The organism is Actinotalea solisilvae (assembly GCF_016464425.1).
Taxonomy (GTDB): domain Bacteria; phylum Actinomycetota; class Actinomycetes; order Actinomycetales; family Cellulomonadaceae; genus Actinotalea; species Actinotalea solisilvae.
This window is the reverse complement of record NZ_JADDKQ010000023.1, coordinates 27,522-49,361: the sequence shown is the minus strand read 5'-3', so window position 1 is coordinate 49,361 and position 21,840 is coordinate 27,522. Positions and strand designations below refer to the sequence as shown.

Below are 21,840 nucleotides of genomic sequence, written 5' to 3'. Positions count from 1 at the left end.
CTCGGGAGCCGCCGAACGGGCCTTCACTGAGCACATGCACCGACGTCGCCAGCGCCGCCCCGTCCTCGTCGTCGTCGCGCTCCCGCTCCTCGCGCTCGGGCTGACGGCGTGCAGCTCGGACAACGACGTGGACAGCCTGTCGCCCGGCTACATGCTGCAGAAGGACGACCCCATGGGGTTCGTCGCGTGCCGCGACGTGGTGCTCGCCGAGGACGCCGACGGCGACGAGCGGGACCGCCTCCTCGAGGCCGTCGCGGCCGCCGCCGCGAGCGCGGAGTCCCGGTCGATCCGTGCGACGGTCGACCCGCCGGTCACCAACGCCGAGTCCGAGCGCGTCGGCCCGAGCCAGCGCGGGCGCTGGACCGTCGACCCGGTCGCGCTGCGCGAGGGCTGCCTCGAGGCGGGCTTCGCGATCGAGGACGTCGCCGACAACGCCTGACGTCGCCTGACCGCACCGCGAGCGCGCGGGCGCGGTGCCGCCCGTCCACCGGCAGTCCCGGGCGCGGCGTGGGACAGCAGAGAGCGCCCCGGCGGCAGGTGCTGCCGGGGCGCTCGCTGTCGGTGCCGGACGGACCTCAGTCCGACGTCGGCGGCTCGTCCTGGCCGGACTCCTCGGCCGCGTCCGCTTCCTCCTTGGTGGCGTGCACGGCACCGTCGGCGTGCTCCGGGGGGCCGTAGACCGTGTAGAGGATGAGCGGGTTCTCGCCCGTGTTGACGAAGTTGTGCTTCTTGCCCGCCGGGACCACGACGAGGTCCCCCTGGCTGACCTTGCGCTTCTGGCCGGACACCATGGCCTCGCCGATGCCGCTGACGAACGTGAGGATCTGGTCGGTGTCCTCGTGGACCTCCTCGCCGATCTCGCCGCCCGGCGGGATGGTCATGATGACCAGCTGGCTGTGCTCGCCGGTCCACAGGACGCGCCGGAAGTCGGGGCTCTGCTCGGCGACGGTCGCGATCGTGAAGTGCTCCATGCGGGGCGCTCCTCTGCTCGGGTGCGGTCGTGCGGTCCCCCCTGTCCTACCGCGCCGCGCCTCCCCCCGCGCGCCGAACCCCACCCTCACCGCGATGTGACGCGCGGACCGGCGGCTCGGGGCCGGGCCGGTCCGCGCGTCGTCTCGGGGTCGCGCCGCGACGGCTCAGCGGCGCGCGCGGCGACCGTCCTGGGCGTCGTCGCGCGTGCGCGTCGAGGCCGCCCCGCGCCCGCGGTCGGTGTCCGTGTCGGCGTCCGGGTCGGCGTCCTGGCCGCGCGACTCGCGCAGCGCACGGCCCTTGGCGACGTCCTTCTCGTGCTGCTTCTGCTTCTTCTCGCTGGCCTTGGTGTCGCGCGGCGGCAGCTGGATGGTCTCCTCCGCGGGCATGCCCGCCTGGAGCTCGCGGCCGCGCTCGAGCTCCGCGTCCAGCTCGGCGCCGAACAGCAGGGCGTTGTTGGTGAGCCACAGCCACAGGAGGAACACGATGACGCCGGCGAGCGAGCCGTACGTCTCGTTGTAGCTGCCGAAGTTCGCGACGTAGAACCCGAACGCGACCGTCGCGACGGCCCACACGAGGATGAACACGAACGACCCGACGCTGATCCAGCGGAACTTCGGCTGACGCACGTTGGGCGTGCCCCAGTACAGGATCGCGACGGTGAGGGCCACGAGCAGCACGATGACGGGCCACTTGGCGATGTTCCAGATCGTCACCGCCTGGTCGCTCAGCCCGACGACGCCGCCGACCGCCTCCGCGACCGGACCCGAGACGACCATCGCGGCGCAGATGACGGCGACGAGCACGAGCGTGATGAGCGTGACGAGGAGCATCCACGGGCGCAGCTTCCAGATGGGCCGGCCCTCGTCGATCTCGTACATCCGGTTCATCGCCCGGCTGAAGGCGTTGACGTAGCCCGACGCCGACCACAGCGCGACGAGCAGACCGGTGATCAGCGCGAGGCCGGCGCCCTCCTGGGAGGCGAGGTTCTCGACGATCGGCCGCACGGCCTCCAGGTCGATGCCCGGCGCCATGTCCTCGGCCGTGCCCATGACGTCGTCGACGATCTGGTCGCCGTCCCCGAAGACGCCGAGCAACGACACGAGCGCGAGCGCCGCGGGCGCCAGCGCGAGCACGGCGTAGTACGTCAGCGCCGCGGCGAGGTCGGTGCACTGGTCACGGTTGAACTCACGGAAGGTCTTGGACAGGACGTAGCCCCACGACGGCTTGGTGAGGTCCGTTGGCGAGTCCGGCTTGCCCGGGTGGTCGGGGTGCGGCGCGGCCGCCTTCGCGGTCGAGTGCTCGTTCGTCTGCGCGGGCGAGGCCGCGTCGCTCGAGTGCTGGGCAACCATGGTCGTTCTCCTCGGGCGTTCGGTCGGGCAGTGGGGCACGGGTGTGCGGCCGGGGCCGCGGGACGACGGCGGCGCGCGTCGGCGCCGGTCAGTCGGGGCGGGCGCGCGCCGTCGGGCGGTACCCGCGCCGCGCGGCGAGGTAGGCCGGCTCCCTGAGGCGGGCGATCCACGGGTAGGTCTCGAGCCCCGCGGGGGCGGCGAGCGGCTCGAACCGCGCGGGCGGGTCGGTCTCGTCGCCCGCGCGACCGCCGACCTCGAGCGACCCGAACGCCCGCCACGCGCCGCCGAACGGGGCCCAGACGAGCGTCAGGCGCCAGGGGTGGGCCGCGAGCGCGTCGGCGAGCGCTGCGGGGTGCGTGGGCAGCTCGCGCGGCGGGTCCGGGAACGCCCCGACCATCACGGGTCCGCGCGCGGTGCGGAACGGCATGATCGACGTGTAGGTGCCGCGGCCGACGACGCGCTGCACCGCGAGGCCGTGGCGCAGGCCCACCGCGCGCCCGCTCGTGGAGAGCAGGAGGTCCGCGCCGTCGGGCGTGCGCAGCGCGAGCCCGTGGACGTCCGGCCACCCCGCCGGCAGGCCCCCGCCCCGCGAGAAGCGCACGAGCACGTCCTCGCGCCCCGGCGTGTCGAGCCAGGTGACGCCCGAGCCGGCGCGCCCGGTCCGCTCCAGGCGGCCCGTGAGCATCGCGCCCGCGGGGTGCATGGGCTTCGAGCCGCGCACGCGCGCGACACGCTCGACGACGACCGCGGCCGCACCGCCGAGCGCGTCGAGGGCGCGACCCACGACGTCGGACGACGCGTGACGCCCCCGCGCACCGTCGTGGACGGCCGTCGCGGGGATGCCGTCGGGCGCGCTCGGGCCCGCGACGTCCGGGGTGCGCGCGACGTGCAGGTTCACCCGTCGAGCATCACCCGAACGGCCGCCCGTGTCGCGCCGAGCGCCCGCGCCGGCCGCTCCGCGCGGCCCGCACGCCGGTGCTGCGGCGCCGGCCTCCGACGCGCCCGCGTGCGGGTCGGAGGTCCCACGGCGTCCTCCGGACGGGTGACCGGTCCCGCCGGGAGGTGTCCCCTTCGGTCACGGTTGGGTCACGCCGGTTGACACGAATCAGCAAGCCGCGCCACGGTGTGCACATCCCGATGAGACCGGTCTCAGGTCAGAGGCCAGCGACAGCACCAGACGGCGTGGAAACGATCTCATCACCGGACGCACCTGCGGCCGCGCTCCCCCCGGGGCGTGGTCCCTGACGTGGCGGCACCGCAGCCGCCCGCGACGACGAAGGAGTCACCAGTGCGCAGCACCAGGAAGCGGACGCTCGCCCTCACCGCGGGAGTCGCAGGCATGGCGCTGGTCGCCAGCGCCTGCGGCGGCGGCGGCGACGGCACCGAGAGCGGCGAGGAGGGCGACGGCGGTGGCGAGTCCACCGAGGAGATCACCCTCACCGTCGCGACGTTCAACGAGTTCGGCTACGAGGACCTCCTGACGGAGTACGAGGAGCTCAACCCGGGCATCACCGTCGAGCACGTCAAGGCGGCCACCTCGCAGGAGGCGCGCGACAAGCTCAACACCTCGCTCGCCGCCGGCTCCGGCGCCTCGGACGTCGAGGCCATCGAGACCGACTGGTGGCCCGAGCTCAAGCAGTACGCCGACAACTTCGAGGACCTGTCGAGCCCCGAGGTCGAGGGCCGCTGGATCGAGTGGAAGACGAACGACGCCATGACCGAGGACGGCAAGCTCCTCGGCTACGGCACGGACATCGGCCCCGAGGCCGTGTGCTACCGCTCCGACCTCTTCGCCGCCGCCGGCCTGCCGACGGACCGCGCCGAGGTCGCCGCCCTGCTCGAGGGCGACTGGGACACGTACTTCGAGGTCGGCCAGCAGTTCGTCGCGAGCTCCGAGTCGGCGTGGTTCGACTCCGCGGGCGCCACGTACTCCTCGATGGTCAACCAGATGGAGGAGCCGTACGAGACGTCCGACGGCACGCCCAAGGACCTCGCCTCGAACGACGAGATCCGCGAGGCGTACGAGGCCACGCTGGCCGTCGCGCCCGAGCTGTCGGCCCACCTCGACCAGTGGAGCGAGGACTGGACCAACGCGTTCCAGAACGACGGCTTCGCGACCATGCTGTGCCCGGGCTGGATGCTCGGCGTCATCGAGGGCAACGCGGCGGGCGTCGAGGGCTGGGACGTCGCCGACGTCTTCCCCGGCGGCGGCGGCAACTGGGGCGGCTCGTACCTCACCGTCCCGTCGGGTGGTGAGCACCTCGAGGAGGCCAAGGCGCTCGCGGCGTGGCTGACGGCTCCCGAGCAGCAGCTCAAGGCGTTCGCGGCGAAGGGCACGTTCCCGAGCCAGGTCGAGGCGCTCGAGAGCGACGAGCTGAAGAGCGCGGTCAACCCGTTCTTCAACGACGCGCCTGTCGGGGAGATCCTCAGCAACCGCGCCAACGCGATCGAGTCCCAGCCGTTCAAGGGCCCGAACTACTTCAGCATCCACACGTCGATGACCGACGCGATCTCCCGTGTGGACGTCGCCGGCACCGACGACGTCACGTCGTCCTGGGACAAGGCGCTCCAGGCCGTCGAGGAGCTCGGCCTGAGCTGAGCACGCAGCACGACGCAGGGCTGGGTCACCGGGGACCCGGTGGCCCAGCCCGCGACGTCGTGACAGCCCGATCCCTCCCCCGACGTCGCAGGAGCTCCCATGGCTGCCACCAGCCCGACCAGGCCCGTCCTCGAGACGGTGACGCCCCTCGGGCGGCCAGACCCCGACTCGTCCGGACGCCTCCTCCGCCGCAACCGGCGGGGACGGTGGGACGTGAAGATCTCGCCGTACCTCTACATCTCGCCGTTCTTCCTGCTGTTCGCGCTGGTCGGGCTCTTCCCCCTGATCTACACCGCGTACGTCTCGCTCCACGACTGGCACCTCATCGGCGGCCAGGGCGAGTTCGTCGGTGCGCAGAACTACCTCGACGTCCTGCAGCAGCCGCGCTTCATGACCGCGCTGCGCAACACGTTCAGCATCTTCCTGCTCTCGTCCGTGCCGCAGGTCCTCATGGCGATCGTCCTCGCGGCGGTCCTCGACGCGAACCTGCGCGCCAAGACGTTCTGGCGCATGGGCGTCCTGCTGCCCTACGTCGTCGCGCCCGTCGCCGCCTCGCTCATCTTCTCGAAGCTCTTCGGCGACCAGTCCGGCATGATCAACGCGATCCTCGGCCTCGTCGGGCTCGGGCCGATCGGCTTCCACGCCGACCCGCTCTCGAGCCACGTCGCCATCGCCTCGATGGTCAACTTCCGCTGGACGGGCTACAACACGCTGATCTTCCTGGCCGCGATGCAGGCCATCCCGCGCGACCTCTACGAGGCCGCTGTGCTCGACGGGGCGAGCCGCTTCCGGCAGTTCGTCTCGGTCACCGTGCCCATGCTCCGGCCGACCGTGATCTTCGTCGTCATCACCTCGACGATCGGCGGCCTGCAGATCTTCGACGAGCCGCGCATGTTCGACCAGCTCGGCGTCGGCGGCCCCGACCGTCAGTGGATGACCGTGACGATGTTCCTCTACGAGCTCGGCTGGGGCGCGCAGAAGAGCTTCGGCCGCGCGGCCGCGGTCGCGTGGATCCTCTTCGTGATCATCGTGGTCATCGGCCTCCTCAACTTCGCCCTCACGCGACGCATCGCGTCGTCGTCCAGCACCGTCAAGAAGGGCAGGGCGCACCGATGAGCTCCGTCGCCATGATCCGTCAGACCGCGGGCCCCGGTGCCGCACGCGCCGCCGCGCGGCGCCGCGGTCTCGAGGGCGGCCTCAACCGCCGCCCGGGCTGGGTGACCTACGCGGTCCTCGGCTTCTTCATCCTCATCTCGGCGTACCCGATCTACTACGCGATCCTCCTGGCGTCGTCCGACGCCGCGACCATCGCGCAGAACCCCATCCCCTCGCTCATCCCGCGCGGGAACCTGTTCGAGAACATCTCGCGCGTCATCGGCTCGGACATCAAGTTCTGGCCGGCGCTCATGAACAGCGTCATCGTCTCGACCGTGACGTCGCTGTCCGTCGTCTTCTTCTCGACGCTCGCGGGCTACTCGTTCGCCAAGCTCCGCTTCCGCGGGCGGCGCGGCCTGCTGACCTTCGTCATCGCGACGATGGCCGTGCCGACGCAGCTCGGGATCGTCCCGCTGTTCATCATCATGAGCAAGCTCGAGTGGACCGGGAAGCTCGTCGCGGTCATCGTCCCCGGCATGGTCACGGCGTTCGGCGTCTTCTGGATGACGCAGTACCTCGAGGAGGCCCTGCCGTTCGAGCTCATCGAGGCCGCGCGCGTCGACGGCTGCTCGATGATCCGCACGTTCTGGCACGTCGCCGTCCCGGCCGCGCGGCCGGCCGCCGCGATGCTCGCGCTGTTCACCTTCGTCGGCACGTGGACCAACTTCTTCTGGCCGTTCATCGTGCTCGGCGGGAAGAACCCGACGCTGCCCGTCGCGCTCCAGCTCCTCCAGGCGTCCTACTTCAAGGACTACTCTCTGATCATGGCCGGCGTGGTCGCCGCCACCATCCCGCTGCTCATCCTCTTCGCGGTCGCGGGCAAGCAGCTCGTCTCGGGCATCATGCAGGGAGCGGTCAAGGGATGAGCCACGCACTCCACCTCCCCGACGGCTTCGTCTGGGGAGCAGCCACCGCTGCGTTCCAGATCGAGGGCGCCACGCACACGGACGGCCGGACGGACTCGATCTGGGACACGTTCTGCCGCGTCCCCGGTGCGGTCGCGCACGGGGACACCGGCGAGGTCGCGTGCGACCACTACCACCGCTGGCCCCAGGACCTCGACCTCCTGAGCGAGCTCGGCCTGGGCGCCTACCGGCTGTCCACGGCGTGGCCCCGCGTGCTGCCCGAGCCGGGCCGCGTCGAGCAGCGCGGGCTCGACTTCTACTCGCGCCTCGTCGACGGGCTGCTCGAGCGGGGCATCACCCCCTGGGTCACGCTCTACCACTGGGACCTCCCCCAGTGGATGGAGGACCGGGGCGGCTGGACCTCGCGCGACGTCGTCGGGCACTTCGCCGACTACACCACCGCCGTCCACGGCGCGCTCGGCGACCGTGTGAAGCACTGGATCACGCTCAACGAGCCGTGGTGCTCGGCGTTCCTCGGCTACAAGGGCGGCCAGCACGCGCCCGGCCGGCAGGAGCCGCAGGCGGCCGTCTCGGCCGTGCACCACCTGCTCCTCGCGCACGGCGCCGCGGTGCGCGTGCTCCGCACGGACCCGACGGCGACCGTGGGCATCACGCTCAACATGACGGTCGCCGACCCGGCCGACCCGGGGAGCGCCGAGGACGCCGCCGCGGCGTACCGCGTCGACGGCCAGCAGAACCGCGTGTTCGCCGAGCCGCTCTTCACGGGCGAGTACCCGCAGGACGTCGTCGAGGCGTTCGCCTCGGCCGGCACCCATCTGCCGGTGCAGGACGGCGACCTCGAGGCGATCGCGGCACCGCTCGACTTCCTCGGGCTGAACTACTACCAGGGCTGCGCGATCTCGGCGCGGCCCGCGCCGCCCGACGAGCTCATGCCGGGCGAGCCGCCGCTCGCCCGCGCGACGTCGGTCCCCGCGGTCGGCCAGGGCGAGGCCTACACGGTCTCGCGCGGGCTGCCGCGCACCGCGATGGACTGGGAGGTCCAGCCCGACGGGCTGCGCCGGCTGCTCGAGCGCGTGCACACGGACTGGACGGGTCCTGCGGGGATCCCCCTCTACGTCACCGAGAACGGCGCGGCCTTCGACGACGTGGTCGGCCCCGACGGCCAGGTCGACGACGTCGAGCGCACCGCCTACATCGCCGAGCACCTCGCGGCGGTGGGCCGCGCGGTCGAGGCGGGCGCCGACGTGCGCGGGTACTTCGCCTGGTCGCTCCTCGACAACTTCGAGTGGGCGTACGGGTACGAGAAGCGGTTCGGCATCGTGCACGTGGACTTCGAGACGCTGGCGCGCACGCCCAAGGCGAGCGCACGGCTCTTCGCGTCCGCGGCCGCCACGGGGACCGTCCCGCTCGCGGACGCGGTCCGCGCATGAGCACGCAGGGCGCCGTCGCGCGACGGGGCGCACCGACGATCCGCCAGGTGGCGGCGGCCGCCGGTGTCTCGCGCGCGACGGCGTCCCGCGTCATCAACGGCGGTCACCTCGTCAGCCCGACGGCGCGGGCGGCGGTCGAGGCCGCGATCGCCGAGCTCGGCTTCGTGCCCAACCCCATCGCGCGCTCGCTCGCGACGCGTCGCACGGGGTCGGTCGCGCTCGTCGTGCCCGAGCCCAACTCGCGGCTGCTCACCGACCCGTTCTTCAGCGGCATCATCAACGGGCTCAGCCTCGTGCTCGAGGAGGCGGACCTGCAGATGGTCCTCCTCATCGCGCGCCAGGGCGCGACCGACCGCGCGGCGCGCTACCTGCTCCAGGGCCACGTCGACGGCGCGGTCGTCGCCTCGCACCACCGCGACGACGCGCTCAACCGCGAGCTCGTCGAGTCGGGGCTGCCGTGCGTGTTCATCGGCCGCCCGCTCAACGTCCCGACGACGTCGTACGTGGGCGTCCAGGACGTCGAGGGCTCGCGCATGGCGACCCAGCACCTGGTCCGCGCCGGCCACCGGCGGATCGGCACGGTCGCCGGCCCCGCGGACATGACCGCGGGCGTGGACCGGCTCGAGGGCTGGCGTTCCGCGATGGCCGACGCGGGCCTCGCCGACGACGCCGTCGAGCTCGGGGACTTCACGTTCCTCGGCGGGAGCCTCGCGATGGAGCGCCTGCTCGACGCCCACCCCGACGTCGACGCGGTGTTCGTCGCGTCCGACCTCATGGCGTCCGGCGCCATCGCCGAGATCACGCGCCGCGGCCTGCGGGTGCCGGACGACGTCGCCGTGTTCGGCTTCGACGACATCGGCGTCGCCGAGACGACGACGCCGCCGCTCAGCACCGTCGCGCAGCCGCTCGGCGAGATGGTCGCGCGCGCCGGCCGCATGCTCGTCGGCATGCTCGCCGGCGACGACGTGCCCGAGGAGCCCGTGCTCTACGAGGCCCGGCTCTCGCTGCGCCAGAGCGCCTGACCCCCGGCCCGCGGGCGCGGCCCTCGCCGTCAGGCCAGGACGGTCTGGCCCAGCAGCGCCCCGATGCCGAAGGTGATCGCCATCGCGAGCGCTCCCCCGACGACGAGCCGCACGACGGCGCGCAGGCGGTGGGCCCGGCCCAGGCGCGCGCTGACCGACCCCGTGAGCGCGAGCGCGAGGACGACGGCGACGAAGGTCACCGGCACACGCGCCGCCGGCGGGGCGAGCACGACGGCGACCAGCGGGAGGAGGGCACCGACGGTGAACGCGACCGCCGAGGCGATCGCCGCGTGCCACGGGTTGGTCCGCTCGTCCGGGTCGAGCCCGAGCTCGGCCTCGACGTGCGCGGCGACGGCGTCGTTCGCCGTGAGCTCGACGGCGACCTGGTGGGCGGTCGCCTCGCTGAGGCCCTTGCCGCGGTAGATCCCGGCGAGCTCGGCGAGCTCACCCTCCGGGTCCTCGAGCAGCTCCCGCCGCTCGAGCGCGATGAGCGCGCGCTCCGTGTCGCGCTGGCTGCTCACCGAGACGTACTCCCCGAGCGCCATGGAGACCGCGCCGGCGACGAGGCTCGCGACGCCCGCGACGAGGATCGCGGAGGCGTCGTCCGTCGCAGCCGACACGCCCACGACGACGCCGGCCGTCGAGATGATGCCGTCGTTCGCGCCGAGCACGCCCGCGCGCAACCAGTTGAGCCGGGCCTGGAGGCCGTTCGCGTGCGGCTCGGGCGTCGCGGCCACGCCGGCGGGCGTCCCGGCGCCCGGGCTCTCGGTGTCCATGACCCGACGCTAGGCACGCCCGGCCGGGGCCGCCAGCAAGGTGAGGCTCGCCGAAGCGCGGGCCGGGCGGCCGGCACCGGCACGCGCCGGGCCGACCCGCGCCGGGCCTAGCCCGCCCTGCGCTCGGCGGGGGGGTCGGCGGCGCGGTCCGCGGCGGCCACCTCGCCCGCGCCCGGGGCGGGCTGACCGCTGTCGCCGCGCACGGCCGCGAGCAGCACGCGCTCGAGCCGCGGGTCGGCCAGCGGGCGGAAGTGCCCGGGCGTCGAGAGCTCGACGTTGGCGGCGCCCGGCAGCACGCTCCCGGCCGGGATGTGCGGGTCCCACGGGGCGTAGACCGACGTGATCCGGCTGTTGACCTCCTGCTCCGCGGCGAGCGCGACGAGCGTCGCGTCGTCCGGGCGGAAGATGCGCAGGGACGCGAGCGGGATCCACCGCGCGTAGGCCGAGCCCGCGAACGGCGTGTTGATCGCGACCATCGAGCGGATGCGCCCGTCCGGGTCCTCGCGCAGCATCGCGAGCTTCCCGATGAGCCCGCCCTTGCTGTGCGCGACGACGACGACGTCGCGCAGGTCCTGCGCGCGCAGGTACGCGCCGAGCACGGACGCCGCCGCGGGGATCGGGCCCACGTTGTAGCCGAGCGTGGGCAGCACGTGGACGGCGTGGCCGCCCGCGTGCAGCAGCCGCGCCACGGGCCGCATGAACTGCCAGCTCTCGTACACGCCCGGCACGAGGACGACGTCGGGCGGGGTCCGGCCGGACAGGTAGGCGTCCGCTCCCCCGCGCCGCAGCGCGCCCTCCGCCTGCCGCACGAGGACGTACGCGTAGTCCTGCGTGCGCCACCACGCGTGGCGCGCGTGCGTGACCGCGAACGCCACGAGGCGGCGCACCGCTGCCGCGGCGTCCGGTGCGCTCACCGCAGGCTCCGGCACATCGCGGCCGCGGCCCGCGGTCGGTGCATCATGACGACGTGGCCCTCACCGGGCACCTGGTCGACGCGCGGGTCCCGGGCCCGCGCGGCGAGGCGCTCGAGGTACTCGGGCGGCGCGATCGGGTCGTGCTCGCCGCGGAGCAGGAGCACGGGCTCGTGCACGTCGGCGATCCGCTCCTCGAGCGGATAGTCGAGCATGTGCGGGAGCGTCGCGGCGTACCAGCGCGGACCCGTGCGCACGTAGTCGGTCATCACGACCCAGTTCGCGCGCGCGCTCTCGTGCCGCCCGTCGCGCAGCAGCCGCCAGGCCTGCCGCACCGCCGAGCGCTTGCCGGGCTCCGCGACGGGACCGATGAGCACGACGCCCGCCGCGAGCCCGGGCGCCTGCGCCGCCGCCTCGGTGACGACCTGCGCACCCATCGAGTGCCCGACGAGCACGGGTGGCTCCGCCCAGCCCTCGCGGCGCACGAGGTCGACGACGACGCGCGCGTGGTCCGCGATGTCGAGCGGGGCGTCCGGTCGCGGGCTCGCGCCGAAGCCCGGCAGGTCGGGGACGAGCACGGGACCCTCGAGGGCGAGCTCGTGGGCGAGCGGCCCGAAGTAGCGGCCCGAGACGCCGATGCCGTGGACGAGGACGACCGGCGCGGCGGAGGCAGGCGGCGTCGGGGTCAGGCGCGTGACGACGACGTCGTGGCCCTGGACGGTGACGGTCTCGCGCACGACGAGGCGCCCGGAGGCGCGCTCGCGGCCGGGTCGCCCCGTCGTCGTCGGGCCCGTCATGCGGGCCAACGTACGTGCCCTGCGGCGCGCCCGCAGTCCGGCGGGTGCGCCCGCGGCCCGGCCGGCGCCGTCAGGCGCCGCGCGGGAGCGGGACGCGCAGGCCGACGACCTCGGGCACGCGGGCCTCGATCTCGTCGATCATGTCGGGGATCCGCTCCGCGGGGACCGGCCGCCCGAGGCCGTACCCCTGGGCCGCGAGGCACCGCATCTCCAGCAGCGCGAGCAGCGTCGCGTCGTCCTCGACGCCCTCCGCGACCACCGTGAGCCCGAGGTGGCGCGCGAGCTCGATCGTCGACCGCACGATCGCCGCGCTCGCCGCGTCCCGCACGACGCCGTCCACGAAGGACCGGTCGATCTTGAGCCGGCGCACGGGCAGGCGCTGGAGGTAGGCGAGCGAGGAGTAGCCCGTGCCGTAGTCGTCGACCGAGAGCAGGACGCCGAGGTCGTCGAGCGCGCCGAGCACCTCGACCGAGCGGTGCGGGTCGAGCATCGCCATCGTCTCGGTGATCTCGAGCTCGAGCTGGGTCGCGGGGATCCGGTGCCGCTCGAGCGCGTCGCGCACGTCGTCGACGAAGTGCGGGTCGAGGAGGTTCCGGACGGACAGGTTGACGGAGACGGGGATCGTCCGGCCCGACGCGCGCCACCGCGCGGCCTGCGCGAGCGAGCGGTCGAGGACGTGCAGCGTGAGCTGCCGGATGAGGCCCGTGCGCTCGGCGGCGGGCACGAAGGCGAGCGGCCCGAGCAACCCGTGCACCGGGTGCTCCCAGCGGACGAGCGCCTCGACGCCCACGACCCGGCCCGTCTCGAGCTCGACCTGCGGCTGGTAGTGCACGACCACCTCGTCCGCGTGGAGCGCCGCGACGAGCTCGCTCATGAGCTGCGGGGCGGAGGGCCCGCCGGTCCGCATCTGCCCCGCGTACCGCGCGACGAGGTCGCGGCTCTCGCGCGCCGCCGACAGGGCGACGTCGGCTCGCTGCAGCAGGTCGGACGCCGTCGTCGCGTCGGCGGGCGCGAGCGCGACGCCGACCGCGACGTCGACGGTGACCGTGAGCTCGGGCAGGAGGAACGGCTCGGCGAACGCCGCCCGGATCTCGGCGGCGCGCTCGGTCGCGTGGTCGCTCGAGGTGGGTCCGGGGAGGAGGACGCCGAACGACTCGCCCCCGAGCCGCGCGACCGTGCCGTCCGGCGTGGCCGCCACGAGGCGCGCGCCGACGGCGCGCAGGAGGAGGTCGCCCGTGCGCAGCCCGAGCGTGTCGTTGATCTCGGTGAAGCGCTCGATGGCGACGAGGAGCAGGGCGCCGCCACGCACCGATCCGTCCGCGGCGGGGACGAGCAGGTCGTCGACCCGCACCGTCATCCGCCGCGTGTTCTCCAGGCCGGTGAGGAAGTCGGTGTCGGCGAGGTGGGCCAGGCGGTCGGACTGCTCCCGCATGCGCCGCACCAGGCCCAGCATCCGCAGGACGACCAGCCCGATGAGCGGCAGGGACGCGAACGTCACCTCCATGTTGTGGATGCGCAGCCCCAGCGTGGCCTCGACGAGCACGAGCGTGGGCAGCACGGACACCGCGAGCGCGAGGAACGTCACGCGGCGCGGCGTCAGGCCCTCGGTCGGCGCGAGGTCGGACTCGCCGACCTCGCGGACCGACGGGTGCAGCGCCGCCGCGCCCCAGAGCAGGTACGCCCCCATCCACAGGGGGTCGAGCCAGGCCACACGGGCCTCGACCGCCGGGATGTAGGCCGCCGCCTGGAAGAACATGTCGGCGACGAACACGACGACGAACGCGCCCGCGACCAGGCGCAGCGCGGGGGTGCGCGAGCGCTGCGCGGCGCTGAGGTGCACGAGCTGGGTCACGAGCGCGAGGTCCGCGACGGGGTACGCGACCCCGACGAGCCGCGCGAGGACGCTGCCCTCGGCGTCCGTCCACGACGGCGCGATGAAGGCGACCCAGAGCACGAGCCCGACGGCGGTCGCGACGATGAGGGAGTCCAGGACCGCCGTGCGGTCGGCGGTCCGGAGGCGGCCCCGCGCGAGGCGGTGCAGGCCGGCGGCGAGCAGCGGATACGCGACGAGGTAGGCGGCGTCGGCGACGGAGGGGAACGGCTCGACGCCGAGCACGTCGGCGAGCAGCGTCCACAGCGCGTCGCCCGCGCTCCAGCACGCCACACCCGCGGCGAGGAGGTACCACGGCAGGCGGTCGCGGACGCCGTTGGCGCGCACCCCGAGGACCATGAGCGCGACGGCGGCCACGCCGGTCGCCACGATCAGGGCGTTGCGCGGGAGCGCGATGGGCAGCACGAGGATGCCCGCCGACAGCGCGGCACCTGCGACGAGGAAACGCCACCAGGCAGACCCCACGCAGTCACCGTCCCTCGTCCGTGCGGGCCGACGCCCCGCGCTCCCTGGTCATCGACCGCGGGGCCGCGTCCTTGAGGGGACGGGGGCCGTCCGACGCGTCGCCTGCGGGCGTCGATACCGTTTTCACCCGCGACCGCGGGGACGCTCAGGTGTCCTCCGGGCGCGACGTGGGACCGAGCAGGACCATCGAGCAGACCAGGTCGTCGCCGTCCTCTGCGCAGCCGACGCCGACCTGCGTCAGGTCCGGGTCGAGGATGTTGGCCCGGTGCCCCGGGGACTCCATCCACGCGTCGACGACGTCCTGCGCCGGGGTCCCCGTCGGCGCGCGGGAGAGGTTCTCGGCCGCCGTGGTGACCCCGCAGCCGGCGATGACGTCGTCGAGCGGGGCGTGAGTGAGCTCTGGCCGGCCGACGAGCGCCTCGGCGCGCGCGAGCGCGGCTTCGGCGGCGCAGGTGGAGATCGCTATCGGAGGGCTACCAGCGCCACGGCGCGCGTCGGCTGTCAGGACTTCCAGCGTCGCGGGAACCCGATCCACGTTCAGGTGGTCGTCGCCCTGCGCAGCACAACCCGCCACGAGCCCTCCGAAGAGGGGCAAGGCGAGACGCGCGGCGCGCCATCGGGCCTGTCGAATCGTGAGCTGCGTGGTCACTGCGACGGTGCTCCTGTGAATCCTCTTCCGGTCGCGACCTTCCGTCGCATGGACGAGTGGTCGCGCACCCCCAGGCGCCGACCCCGGTAGGCCCGACGAGCGCTGGGTGCCGCACGTAAGCCCGCGCGGACACCCGCCAGGGTCGACCCCAGCGTCCGAGCACGGAGAAGCACGGGGACCTTGGCGGCGAGCACCAGCGCGAGGAACGCTCCGAATGCAGCCGTTTGCGGCGCCGTGTATAGCCTTGCTGCGAGCAGGATCCGGTTCCGGACCAGCAGAGACGCGCGGCGCGAGACGCCACGGCCCGAGACCGAGTGACCACCCTGGTGGGCAAGTGCTAGCTGAACGGTCTCGGTACGACGGCCCTCGAGGTACATCCGTAGAGCAAGGTCCGCGTCCTCGCCCCACGCGAAGTACGGCTCGTGGAAGCCCCCCAGCTCGCGGAACGCGGCGGTCCGGTACGCGGCGGCACCGCCCGAGGGGCCGAGCACCCGTCCGGCTCCGCCCAACGACCGGTAGACCGTCGCGCGCCGCCCCAACCGCCCACGCGGACCGGCGAGGGGTCGATCGACGAACCATCCCGCCGGAGTGAACGCCACGCCTGCGTGATGAAGACCACCGGTCTGCTGAGAGAACGCTAGGGCATCGGTGTCGTCGGCCGCGGCTGTGAGCGAACGGACGAGGGCGGCGAACGCGGTCGCACTCACCGTAAGATCTGGATTGAGAAGAACGAGCCACGGCGCGTCGGTGGACAGACCACGGGTGTTGCACGCCGCGGCGAAACCGGGGTTGTCCGCCCGTCGGACGAGCTCCACGTTCGAGCGCTCCGCGACGAGCGGGGCGAGCACCTTCGCGTCGGACCCGTCTTCATCGTTGTCGACGAAGGTCCACCGGACTCGGCCGTCCGTCGCCGCGAGGTTGAGGAACTGCATCACCTCGGCCTCGGCCGTGCGCAACGAGCGGTAGAGCACGACGACGACCTCCGCCACGAGCTCGCTCATTGGCCCCGTCCGAGCATCTCTCGCACGCCGCGCACGACGTCCCGCGGCAGGGGTAGACCGCCCGTGGGCCCCACACCGAGAAGGCGAAGCGTCACGGCGCACGACACCAGGGAACCGAGAGCCACTGCACTGGCGAGCCCCGTCGCACCGTGGCGCGCCCCGAAGCCGACCAGGACGACTGTGACGCCGAGTCCCGTGGCGCGCGCGATCGTCATGCGGCGACCCTGACGACGGGCCGCGAGCGCCGCACCACCGATCCCCGCAAGGCCGTTGAACCATGTGGTCAAGCCGACGAGGAGCGCGAGCGGGCGTGCGTCCGCGAAGGCTGCACCGAAGACGACAGGAATGAGGAACCAGCCCGCCGCGGCGACCGAGGCCGCGCTCGTGAGTGCGAGGCCCGATCCGCCGCGCAGCGCAGCGATCAGCGTGCCACGATCGGCGTCGCCCGCCAGCCGGGCGAAGGCGGAGTTGCCGAATGCCTCAGGGACCGGCGCGCTCAGAGAGCCGGTGGTCACGGCGACGGAGTAGAGGCCCGCACCGGACGCGCCGATCAACGGCAGCGCCACGACCTGGGCGACGCGCCCGGACAGGATCTCCGCGAGCTGGCCGCCCACGAGCGACATGCCTTCCCGTGCCACGTCTGTCACCCCGCTCACTCGGCCACCCCGCTCGTGGACCAGGACGAGGCCGAGGAGGAACGCCACGACGTTGCCCGCGAGGAAGGCATAGATCACAGTCGGCACCCCGAGGCTGCCGCCCCACCAGGTCGCCAGCACGATCACGGTCGAGACGGCCCCATGCACCACCGAGAGCATCGCCAGCGCTCGGAACCTGCGCTCGACCAGGAGGACGTTGGCGTCGATCGACCACGAGACGGAGAAGGGCACGAGCGCTGCCGAGACGCCGAACGCGACCCGCGAGGCGGGCTCGAGCCCGGGCAGCAGCAAAGGCTCCAGCGTGAGCGCAAGGACGACAGAGGGCACCAGGGTGAGGGCAGCGAGGAGTCGACCTGTACGAACCAGGTCAGCGCGGGCCGAGGCCCCCACGGCGAGTCGCCGACGGATCGCGAGCGGCATCCCGAGACCGACCACCACGGGCAGCACGGCGAGCACAGCGAGCGCCGTCGCGGTCATCCCGCGACCGTCGGGGCCGAGCGCCCGCGCAATCACTGGTGCGGCCAGCAGGACGCATGCCATCGCACCGAAGCGACCCAGCACCAGGACGACGGGCCTGTCTCGCGATGACGCATCCGGCGGCGCCACCATGGCAGGCGGGTCGGCGACCGCGTCGTAGGTCATCGCTCACCTTCATGCGGCATGGCCGAGCGCACGCGCAGCGCGGCCATCCGCGCCTGGCGGCGGGCGTGCCCGGTCGAGCGTCGCACCGCCGTACGGAGACCTCTGCTGAGCTTGCGCGTCACCGCCGCCTCGAGCACCGCCACCTGACGGCGGCGAAGGTCCTCGACGCCTGCGATCCGACTGGCGAATCGATCCGCTGGTGTACGAGCGAGCATCACCGCGATCGACTCGCGCATCGAGGCATCGGCCAGCGTGCCGAGCCGTCGACCCACGCCCTCGTCTCCACGCGCGGCCTCACGTGAGAGGGCCCTCTCGACCGCGCTGCCCAGCGTGGTCGGGATCACGCCGGCCGGCATGCCCTCGTCCCACGTCGCCGCGTAGGCGTCCAGCTTCGGGTCCGCGAGGCTCAACCGCGGGACGCCGTACGCCGCAGAGACGATTCGCCCGTGGAGGGACTGGCCGATCCAGAGACGAGCCTCGCTGATCCTGTTCACGAGCTGCCACGGATCCCTGGAGCTGCCATCGAGCTCGATGTCCGTCGCGGGTGCCAGCGCGCGGACGTGCCTGGCCACGGCTGCGAAGGCGTCGACCGAGTCGTGACCCGGCGCCGTGCCAGCGAGGAAGAGGCGGATCCGCGCCGTCTTCAGGTCCGGCGCGCTGACCAAGGCACGCGCGAGCGACTGCGGACCGACTGCGCGGATCCACCGCTCCGATGCCTGGACCAGGACGATGTCGGAATGACGTCGCGGCTGGGGCCTCGTGAGGGCCAACGTGTGGATCAGATCCGGTGCCAGCCTGTGCGCAACCCCTTCGCGGGCGAGCAGGTCCGCGCTCGAGGTGTCACGCACGATCACCGAGTCGGCCTCGCGCAGCGCTGCGAGGTGGACGAGGCGGTCCTCGACCGGCACACCAGACAGTCCTGCCAGGCCCACGGAGTTCAGCGTGAGAGAAGCGAGAGCGTTCCTCGGGAAGGCCGTCGGGCGCGCGAGGTACGCAGGCGCCTGCGGTGAAGCTCCGCTCAGCGTACGGATCGCGGCGGCGCGGCCGGCGTGGAGCCCGTGACGCGCTCCCAGCGCTGCGATGGCCGTGGCCATCGTCGCGCCACCCACCTCGCCCCCGACCGTCCAGATGTGGTCGACGGCCTGGCGTTCGAGGATTCGGTGGAATGCCGGGATGCGGCGGCCGAGCAACGGCGTCATGTCCGCCTCGAACGCGGAGGTCGCAAGGGTCTCCAGCCCATGATCGGCGAGGTAGGCCTCCGTCTGGAGCAGGAACAGGAGGTCGCCGAAGTTGTCGCGCTCATAGGCTCCGATGAGCGCAACGAGGCCCTTCTGTGGGGCGGTCAAGGCAGCAGCCTTCCTTTCGGGACCTCGGTGGCGACGCGGCCGTGCTTGACGCCTACTGCGGTGCCGATCCGCAGGACGTCGACGGGCCGTGCGAGGCTCGAGCCGAGGCCCAACATCAACCACAGGATTGCGTTCCACGGGTTGACGTCCAGCAGATCTGCCGAGAGCGACCGCCACAGAACCATCGCCAGGCCCGCTGTGACGAGCACCCTGCCGACGGAGGTCACGTCGTTCCCCTCGCGCCGCGCGCGTAGGAGCGGCACGACAACGCTCAGAACGAGGCCCGCAAGGAGGACGCACCCGGCGAGACCTGCCTCGAGCAAGAGCTTGAGCCACGCGTTGTCGATCGTCCCGGTGGTGGTCCCCGATGTTGTGGGCGACCCGGCTACGTAGCCTCCGAACCCGTTGCCGAAGAACCACGCGTCGTTGACCCGTAGCTGCTCCCTCCACAAGGTCGAGCGGAACGAGGCGCTCGCGTCGCGGCCGCCGAGAATCGACCCGATCGAGTCGATCACGCGACGTACGCTGTCCGACGTCAGCACGGGCACCACACCGACGAGTGCTCCGACGACGGTCACTGCGGCCGCGTGGCGCGGACGGAGCAGTGCGACCACGACGACCAAGCCGACCACGAGCCCCAAGATCGCGCCGCGGGAGCCAGTCACGAACAGCCCCCAGGTGAAGGCAGCCAACGAGACGACGATCCCCGCGCGCCGGGCGTACACCCGGCTGACCAGTCCGATGAGGCAGACCATGACGCCGAGGCCGAGCAGCAGGCCCAGGTCGTTCGGGTTACCGAGGAAGCCCGTGTACCGCGTCAGCAGCGTGCGTCCCTCCGCGTCGAGCACACTGCCGCTGACGACTAGGCCTCCCCAGGTCCCGCGAATGTACCCGGTGTGCTGGAGCGCGACGCCGGCGAGTTGGATCCAGCACGCGACCAGGAGCGATGCGCACAGAACCCGGAGGGTGCGATCGTCACCCCGAACGAACAGCAGAGGCACGAACATCACCCAGTTGAGCAGCCGGACCATGCCGTACTCCAGGCTCGGCGCCCCGAGCGCCTCGGCCATCAGGAGGAGGACGAAGACGATCAGGACACCGGCAGTGCCGGGTCGAAGCCGCGCTGGCGCCTTGAGCACCAGAGCGGCGACGGCGACCGCGACCAGGACGCGCAGCGGCGTCCCGGCCGGACCTAGCGCCGGTGCCACGGTCGTCACGGGCAGGACGAGGAAGAGAGCACGGTGTAGCGCGGCACCTTCCCGCCGCACCGCACGGCCGCCCGCCCGTGTAGGCGCGACCTCCACGGAGACGTCAGCCATGTGCACCCCGCGCGGCCGAGGCGCTCTCAGGGGCCGCTGAAGCGCGCGTCCGGTCACCTTCACCGCGAGCGACGATCTCGACCACGTCGGCGAGGTCGCCGTCGGTCGGCTCGAGGCGCCACAAGGCACCAGCGCCTGCTGCCTGGCGGGTGAGCGCGGCGAGCATGGACCCGTCGCTCGCGAGCCGGGCGATCGCGTCACCCATCGCGGCGGCGCTCGGCTCGATGAGAACACCACCGCCTCTCGACAGCGCCTCGGTCGTCCCGCCCGCGCGGTAGCCGACCACGGGCACTCCGGCGTGGAGCGCCTCGACCGTCACCCGGCCGAACGCCTCATGGCGCGACGGCACGAGAAGCACGTCGGTTCGTGCGAGGAGCGCGGAGACGTCATCCGCCTCACCCTCGATTCGGACGAAGTCTGAAATTCCGACCGCCCGGGCGCGGTCGCGCACGACGGCGACGTCGCGCTCGCTGCCGGGGCCGTGGAGCTCGAGCACCACATCTGCACCCCGAGCGCGGGCATGCCGCACGGCCTCGACCGCGTCGAGCTGCCCCTTGTCGCGCGTCACGGCCCCGATGACCGCCGCTCGCAGCGGCCCCGTGCGCTCGGTCCGGGGCTGAGGCGCCAAGGCCGCCACGTGCTCGAGCACGACGAGGTCTGCGTCTACTTGCCGGCCGACGAAGTCGGAGACGGCGACGAGGCAGTCGGACCACGCGTGCAATGCCTTGACGAGGGTCCTCCTGCTCACAGCGGACGCCATGACCGGGTTGCTGGCGATCGCCTCACGCACCAGCACGACGCACGGGATGCGCATGAGTGTGGCCGCGAGCATCGGGGCGGGCGTCACCGAGGTGTTGACGACCACGACGTCGGGCGCCGTGCTGCGCAGGAGCCGGGCCACACGAGGCAGGTCCATCACGCACTGCAGCAACCTGATGGCTCCCGCCGGCCCGCCGGCCCTGGGTGAGACCCAACGGTGTCCCGGGGAGCGGAACAGGGCGACGCCAGGCGCAGCGTCCCGCACGAGGGTTTCGAGCGGCCCGTCCCCCGGCACGGCGACGGCGACGTCGTTGCCACGCCGAGAGAGGACTGACACCAGCGCGAGCATCGAGCGTTCCGCGCCGCCACGCCCCGCTGAGTGCGAGAAGACCATCACCTTCACGAGGGCCGCGCCCCCGTGACGCCACGGGCTCCGTCGAGCGCACCCACTGCCCACGCACGGGCCGCACCGTCTCGCATGGCCGCCGCGCAGAAGATCAGCTGATCCTTGACCAGCCGGGGATGGGTCAGCGGGACACCGTGTCTGCGTGCCAGCAGCACCTTGTTCCGCGCCCTGTAGTAGTGGGCGGTGGGCGACGCGTGCGCCAACGACCCCCCTACGGCGTGCGGCACCACGGTGCTGCAGGACCACACGATCCGCCCCGAGATGCGCCGGACGCGCAGGCAGTAGTCGACCTCCTCGGCATAGTGGAAGAACGATTCGTCCATGCCATCGAGCATGCATGCCGTCGCGAGCTCCACGACGATCGTCGCCCCCGAGACGACGTCCACCTCATGCTGGCCATCTCGACATCCGCCGCACGTGAAGGACCTCGGGAACACGCCGGCGCCGACCGCCGCCGTGACGTACTCGCCCGCGGGGGACCGCTGAGCGGTGCCGACGACGGCCGCGTCGGCCGCGAGCTCCGCGAGACGCCGCAACGTCATACCGTCGGGACGGGCGTCGGCATTGACGAGCGCCGCGTGGGTGAAGCCTCGCCGAGCCGCCTCCTGCATCCCAGTGTTCATGCCCGCGGCGTACCCACCGTTGGTCGAGCGACGATGGATGGTCACACCCCGCACCGACTCGAGATCGCGCAGCACGTCCAGGCCTCGGGTGGATCCGTTGTCGACCACGAGGATCTCGCCGTTCCAGGTCTCCCTGAGGGTCAGCACGGCAGCAGTGGTGTCGTAGCCCGAGTTCCAGTTGAGGATCACGACCACAAGGTCGACTG

General features: G+C 72.9%; 20 protein-coding genes. 6 read left to right on the top strand and 14 right to left on the bottom strand.

Features of this window, described 5'->3' with window-relative positions:
* Positions 1 to 34 precede the first annotated feature (34 nt).
* A complete protein-coding gene (locus JIG38_RS17205) occupies positions 35 to 439 on the top strand; it encodes a hypothetical protein (RefSeq protein WP_199424957.1) in 405 nt (134 codons plus the stop codon).
* A 136-nt stretch (positions 440 to 575) separates the two neighbouring features.
* Here JIG38_RS17205 and JIG38_RS17200 read toward each other — a convergent pair whose 3' ends face one another.
* The 3 genes from JIG38_RS17200 to JIG38_RS17190 form a co-directional block, all read right to left on the bottom strand.
* Positions 576 to 971, bottom strand: coding sequence for a cupin domain-containing protein (locus JIG38_RS17200; RefSeq protein WP_199424956.1), 396 nt, complete (start codon positions 969 to 971; stop codon positions 576 to 578).
* A gap of 165 nt (positions 972 to 1,136) precedes the next feature.
* The gene (locus JIG38_RS17195) at positions 1,137 to 2,321 is read right to left on the bottom strand and encodes a YihY/virulence factor BrkB family protein (RefSeq protein WP_199424955.1); all 1,185 of its coding nucleotides are present in this window, start codon (positions 2,319 to 2,321) and stop codon (positions 1,137 to 1,139) included.
* A gap of 88 nt (positions 2,322 to 2,409) precedes the next feature.
* Positions 2,410 to 3,219: a hypothetical protein gene (locus tag JIG38_RS17190; RefSeq protein WP_199424954.1), complete on the bottom strand. Its 810-nt coding sequence runs from the start codon at positions 3,217 to 3,219 to the stop codon at positions 2,410 to 2,412.
* A gap of 390 nt (positions 3,220 to 3,609) precedes the next feature.
* Between JIG38_RS17190 and JIG38_RS17185 the strand changes: the two genes are divergently transcribed.
* The 5 genes from JIG38_RS17185 (at position 3,610) to JIG38_RS17165 (ending at position 9,393) form a co-directional block, all read left to right on the top strand.
* Entirely contained in the window at positions 3,610 to 4,920 is a 1,311-nt protein-coding gene (locus JIG38_RS17185; protein ID WP_307844996.1) for an ABC transporter substrate-binding protein, read from the top strand.
* A gap of 99 nt (positions 4,921 to 5,019) precedes the next feature.
* On the top strand, positions 5,020 to 6,036 hold the full coding sequence (locus JIG38_RS17180; RefSeq protein WP_199424953.1) for a carbohydrate ABC transporter permease: 1,017 nt from the start codon (positions 5,020 to 5,022) through the stop codon (positions 6,034 to 6,036).
* A complete protein-coding gene (locus tag JIG38_RS17175) occupies positions 6,033 to 6,941 on the top strand; it encodes a carbohydrate ABC transporter permease (protein WP_199424952.1) in 909 nt (302 codons plus the stop codon). The genes JIG38_RS17180 and JIG38_RS17175 overlap by 4 nt, the downstream gene beginning before the upstream one ends.
* A complete protein-coding gene (locus JIG38_RS17170) occupies positions 6,938 to 8,371 on the top strand; it encodes a GH1 family beta-glucosidase (RefSeq protein WP_199424951.1) in 1,434 nt (477 codons plus the stop codon). The genes JIG38_RS17175 and JIG38_RS17170 overlap by 4 nt, the downstream gene beginning before the upstream one ends.
* Positions 8,368 to 9,393, top strand: coding sequence for a LacI family DNA-binding transcriptional regulator (locus JIG38_RS17165; RefSeq protein ID WP_199424950.1), 1,026 nt, complete (start codon positions 8,368 to 8,370; stop codon positions 9,391 to 9,393). The genes JIG38_RS17170 and JIG38_RS17165 overlap by 4 nt, the downstream gene beginning before the upstream one ends.
* 29 nt (positions 9,394 to 9,422) lie before the next feature.
* On the opposite strand, the gene JIG38_RS17160 is transcribed toward JIG38_RS17165, so the two are convergent.
* The 11 genes from JIG38_RS17160 to JIG38_RS17110 all read right to left on the bottom strand — a co-directional run bounded on the left by JIG38_RS17160 (position 9,423) and on the right by JIG38_RS17110 (position 21,823).
* The gene (locus JIG38_RS17160; protein ID WP_199424949.1) at positions 9,423 to 10,169 is read right to left on the bottom strand and encodes a VIT1/CCC1 transporter family protein; all 747 of its coding nucleotides are present in this window, start codon (positions 10,167 to 10,169) and stop codon (positions 9,423 to 9,425) included.
* A 107-nt stretch (positions 10,170 to 10,276) separates the two neighbouring features.
* On the bottom strand, positions 10,277 to 11,083 hold the full coding sequence (locus JIG38_RS17155; protein WP_199424948.1) for an esterase/lipase family protein: 807 nt from the start codon (positions 11,081 to 11,083) through the stop codon (positions 10,277 to 10,279).
* Positions 11,080 to 11,877 carry an alpha/beta fold hydrolase gene (locus tag JIG38_RS17150; RefSeq protein ID WP_199424947.1) on the bottom strand — a complete coding sequence of 266 codons (798 nt, stop codon included), beginning with the start codon at positions 11,875 to 11,877 and terminating at the stop codon, positions 11,080 to 11,082. The genes JIG38_RS17155 and JIG38_RS17150 overlap by 4 nt, the downstream gene beginning before the upstream one ends.
* A gap of 70 nt (positions 11,878 to 11,947) precedes the next feature.
* The gene (locus tag JIG38_RS21150) at positions 11,948 to 14,233 is read right to left on the bottom strand and encodes a putative bifunctional diguanylate cyclase/phosphodiesterase (RefSeq protein WP_199424946.1); all 2,286 of its coding nucleotides are present in this window, start codon (positions 14,231 to 14,233) and stop codon (positions 11,948 to 11,950) included.
* A 145-nt stretch (positions 14,234 to 14,378) separates the two neighbouring features.
* Positions 14,379 to 14,882 carry a CAP domain-containing protein gene (locus JIG38_RS17140; protein ID WP_199424945.1) on the bottom strand — a complete coding sequence of 168 codons (504 nt, stop codon included), beginning with the start codon at positions 14,880 to 14,882 and terminating at the stop codon, positions 14,379 to 14,381.
* On the bottom strand, positions 14,879 to 15,883 hold the full coding sequence (locus JIG38_RS17135) for a galactosyltransferase-related protein (protein ID WP_199424944.1): 1,005 nt from the start codon (positions 15,881 to 15,883) through the stop codon (positions 14,879 to 14,881). The genes JIG38_RS17140 and JIG38_RS17135 overlap by 4 nt, the downstream gene beginning before the upstream one ends.
* Positions 15,880 to 17,181, bottom strand: coding sequence for a lipopolysaccharide biosynthesis protein (locus JIG38_RS17130; protein ID WP_199424943.1), 1,302 nt, complete (start codon positions 17,179 to 17,181; stop codon positions 15,880 to 15,882). Before JIG38_RS17130 ends, JIG38_RS17135 begins: the two co-directional genes overlap by 4 nt.
* Entirely contained in the window at positions 17,178 to 18,527 is a 1,350-nt protein-coding gene (locus JIG38_RS17125; protein WP_199424942.1) for a polysaccharide pyruvyl transferase family protein, read from the bottom strand. The genes JIG38_RS17130 and JIG38_RS17125 overlap by 4 nt, the downstream gene beginning before the upstream one ends.
* Positions 18,524 to 19,846, bottom strand: a complete 1,323-nt coding sequence (locus JIG38_RS17120; RefSeq protein WP_199424941.1) for an O-antigen ligase family protein — start codon at positions 19,844 to 19,846, stop codon at positions 18,524 to 18,526. The genes JIG38_RS17125 and JIG38_RS17120 overlap by 4 nt, the downstream gene beginning before the upstream one ends.
* A complete protein-coding gene (locus JIG38_RS17115; protein ID WP_233405195.1) occupies positions 19,839 to 20,999 on the bottom strand; it encodes a glycosyltransferase family 4 protein in 1,161 nt (386 codons plus the stop codon). The genes JIG38_RS17120 and JIG38_RS17115 overlap by 8 nt, the downstream gene beginning before the upstream one ends.
* A 5-nt stretch (positions 21,000 to 21,004) precedes the next feature.
* Positions 21,005 to 21,823 (bottom strand): glycosyltransferase family 2 protein, encoded by an 819-nt coding sequence (locus JIG38_RS17110; RefSeq protein WP_199424939.1) that lies wholly within the window; start codon positions 21,821 to 21,823, stop codon positions 21,005 to 21,007.
* Positions 21,824 to 21,840: the final 17 nt, after the last annotated feature.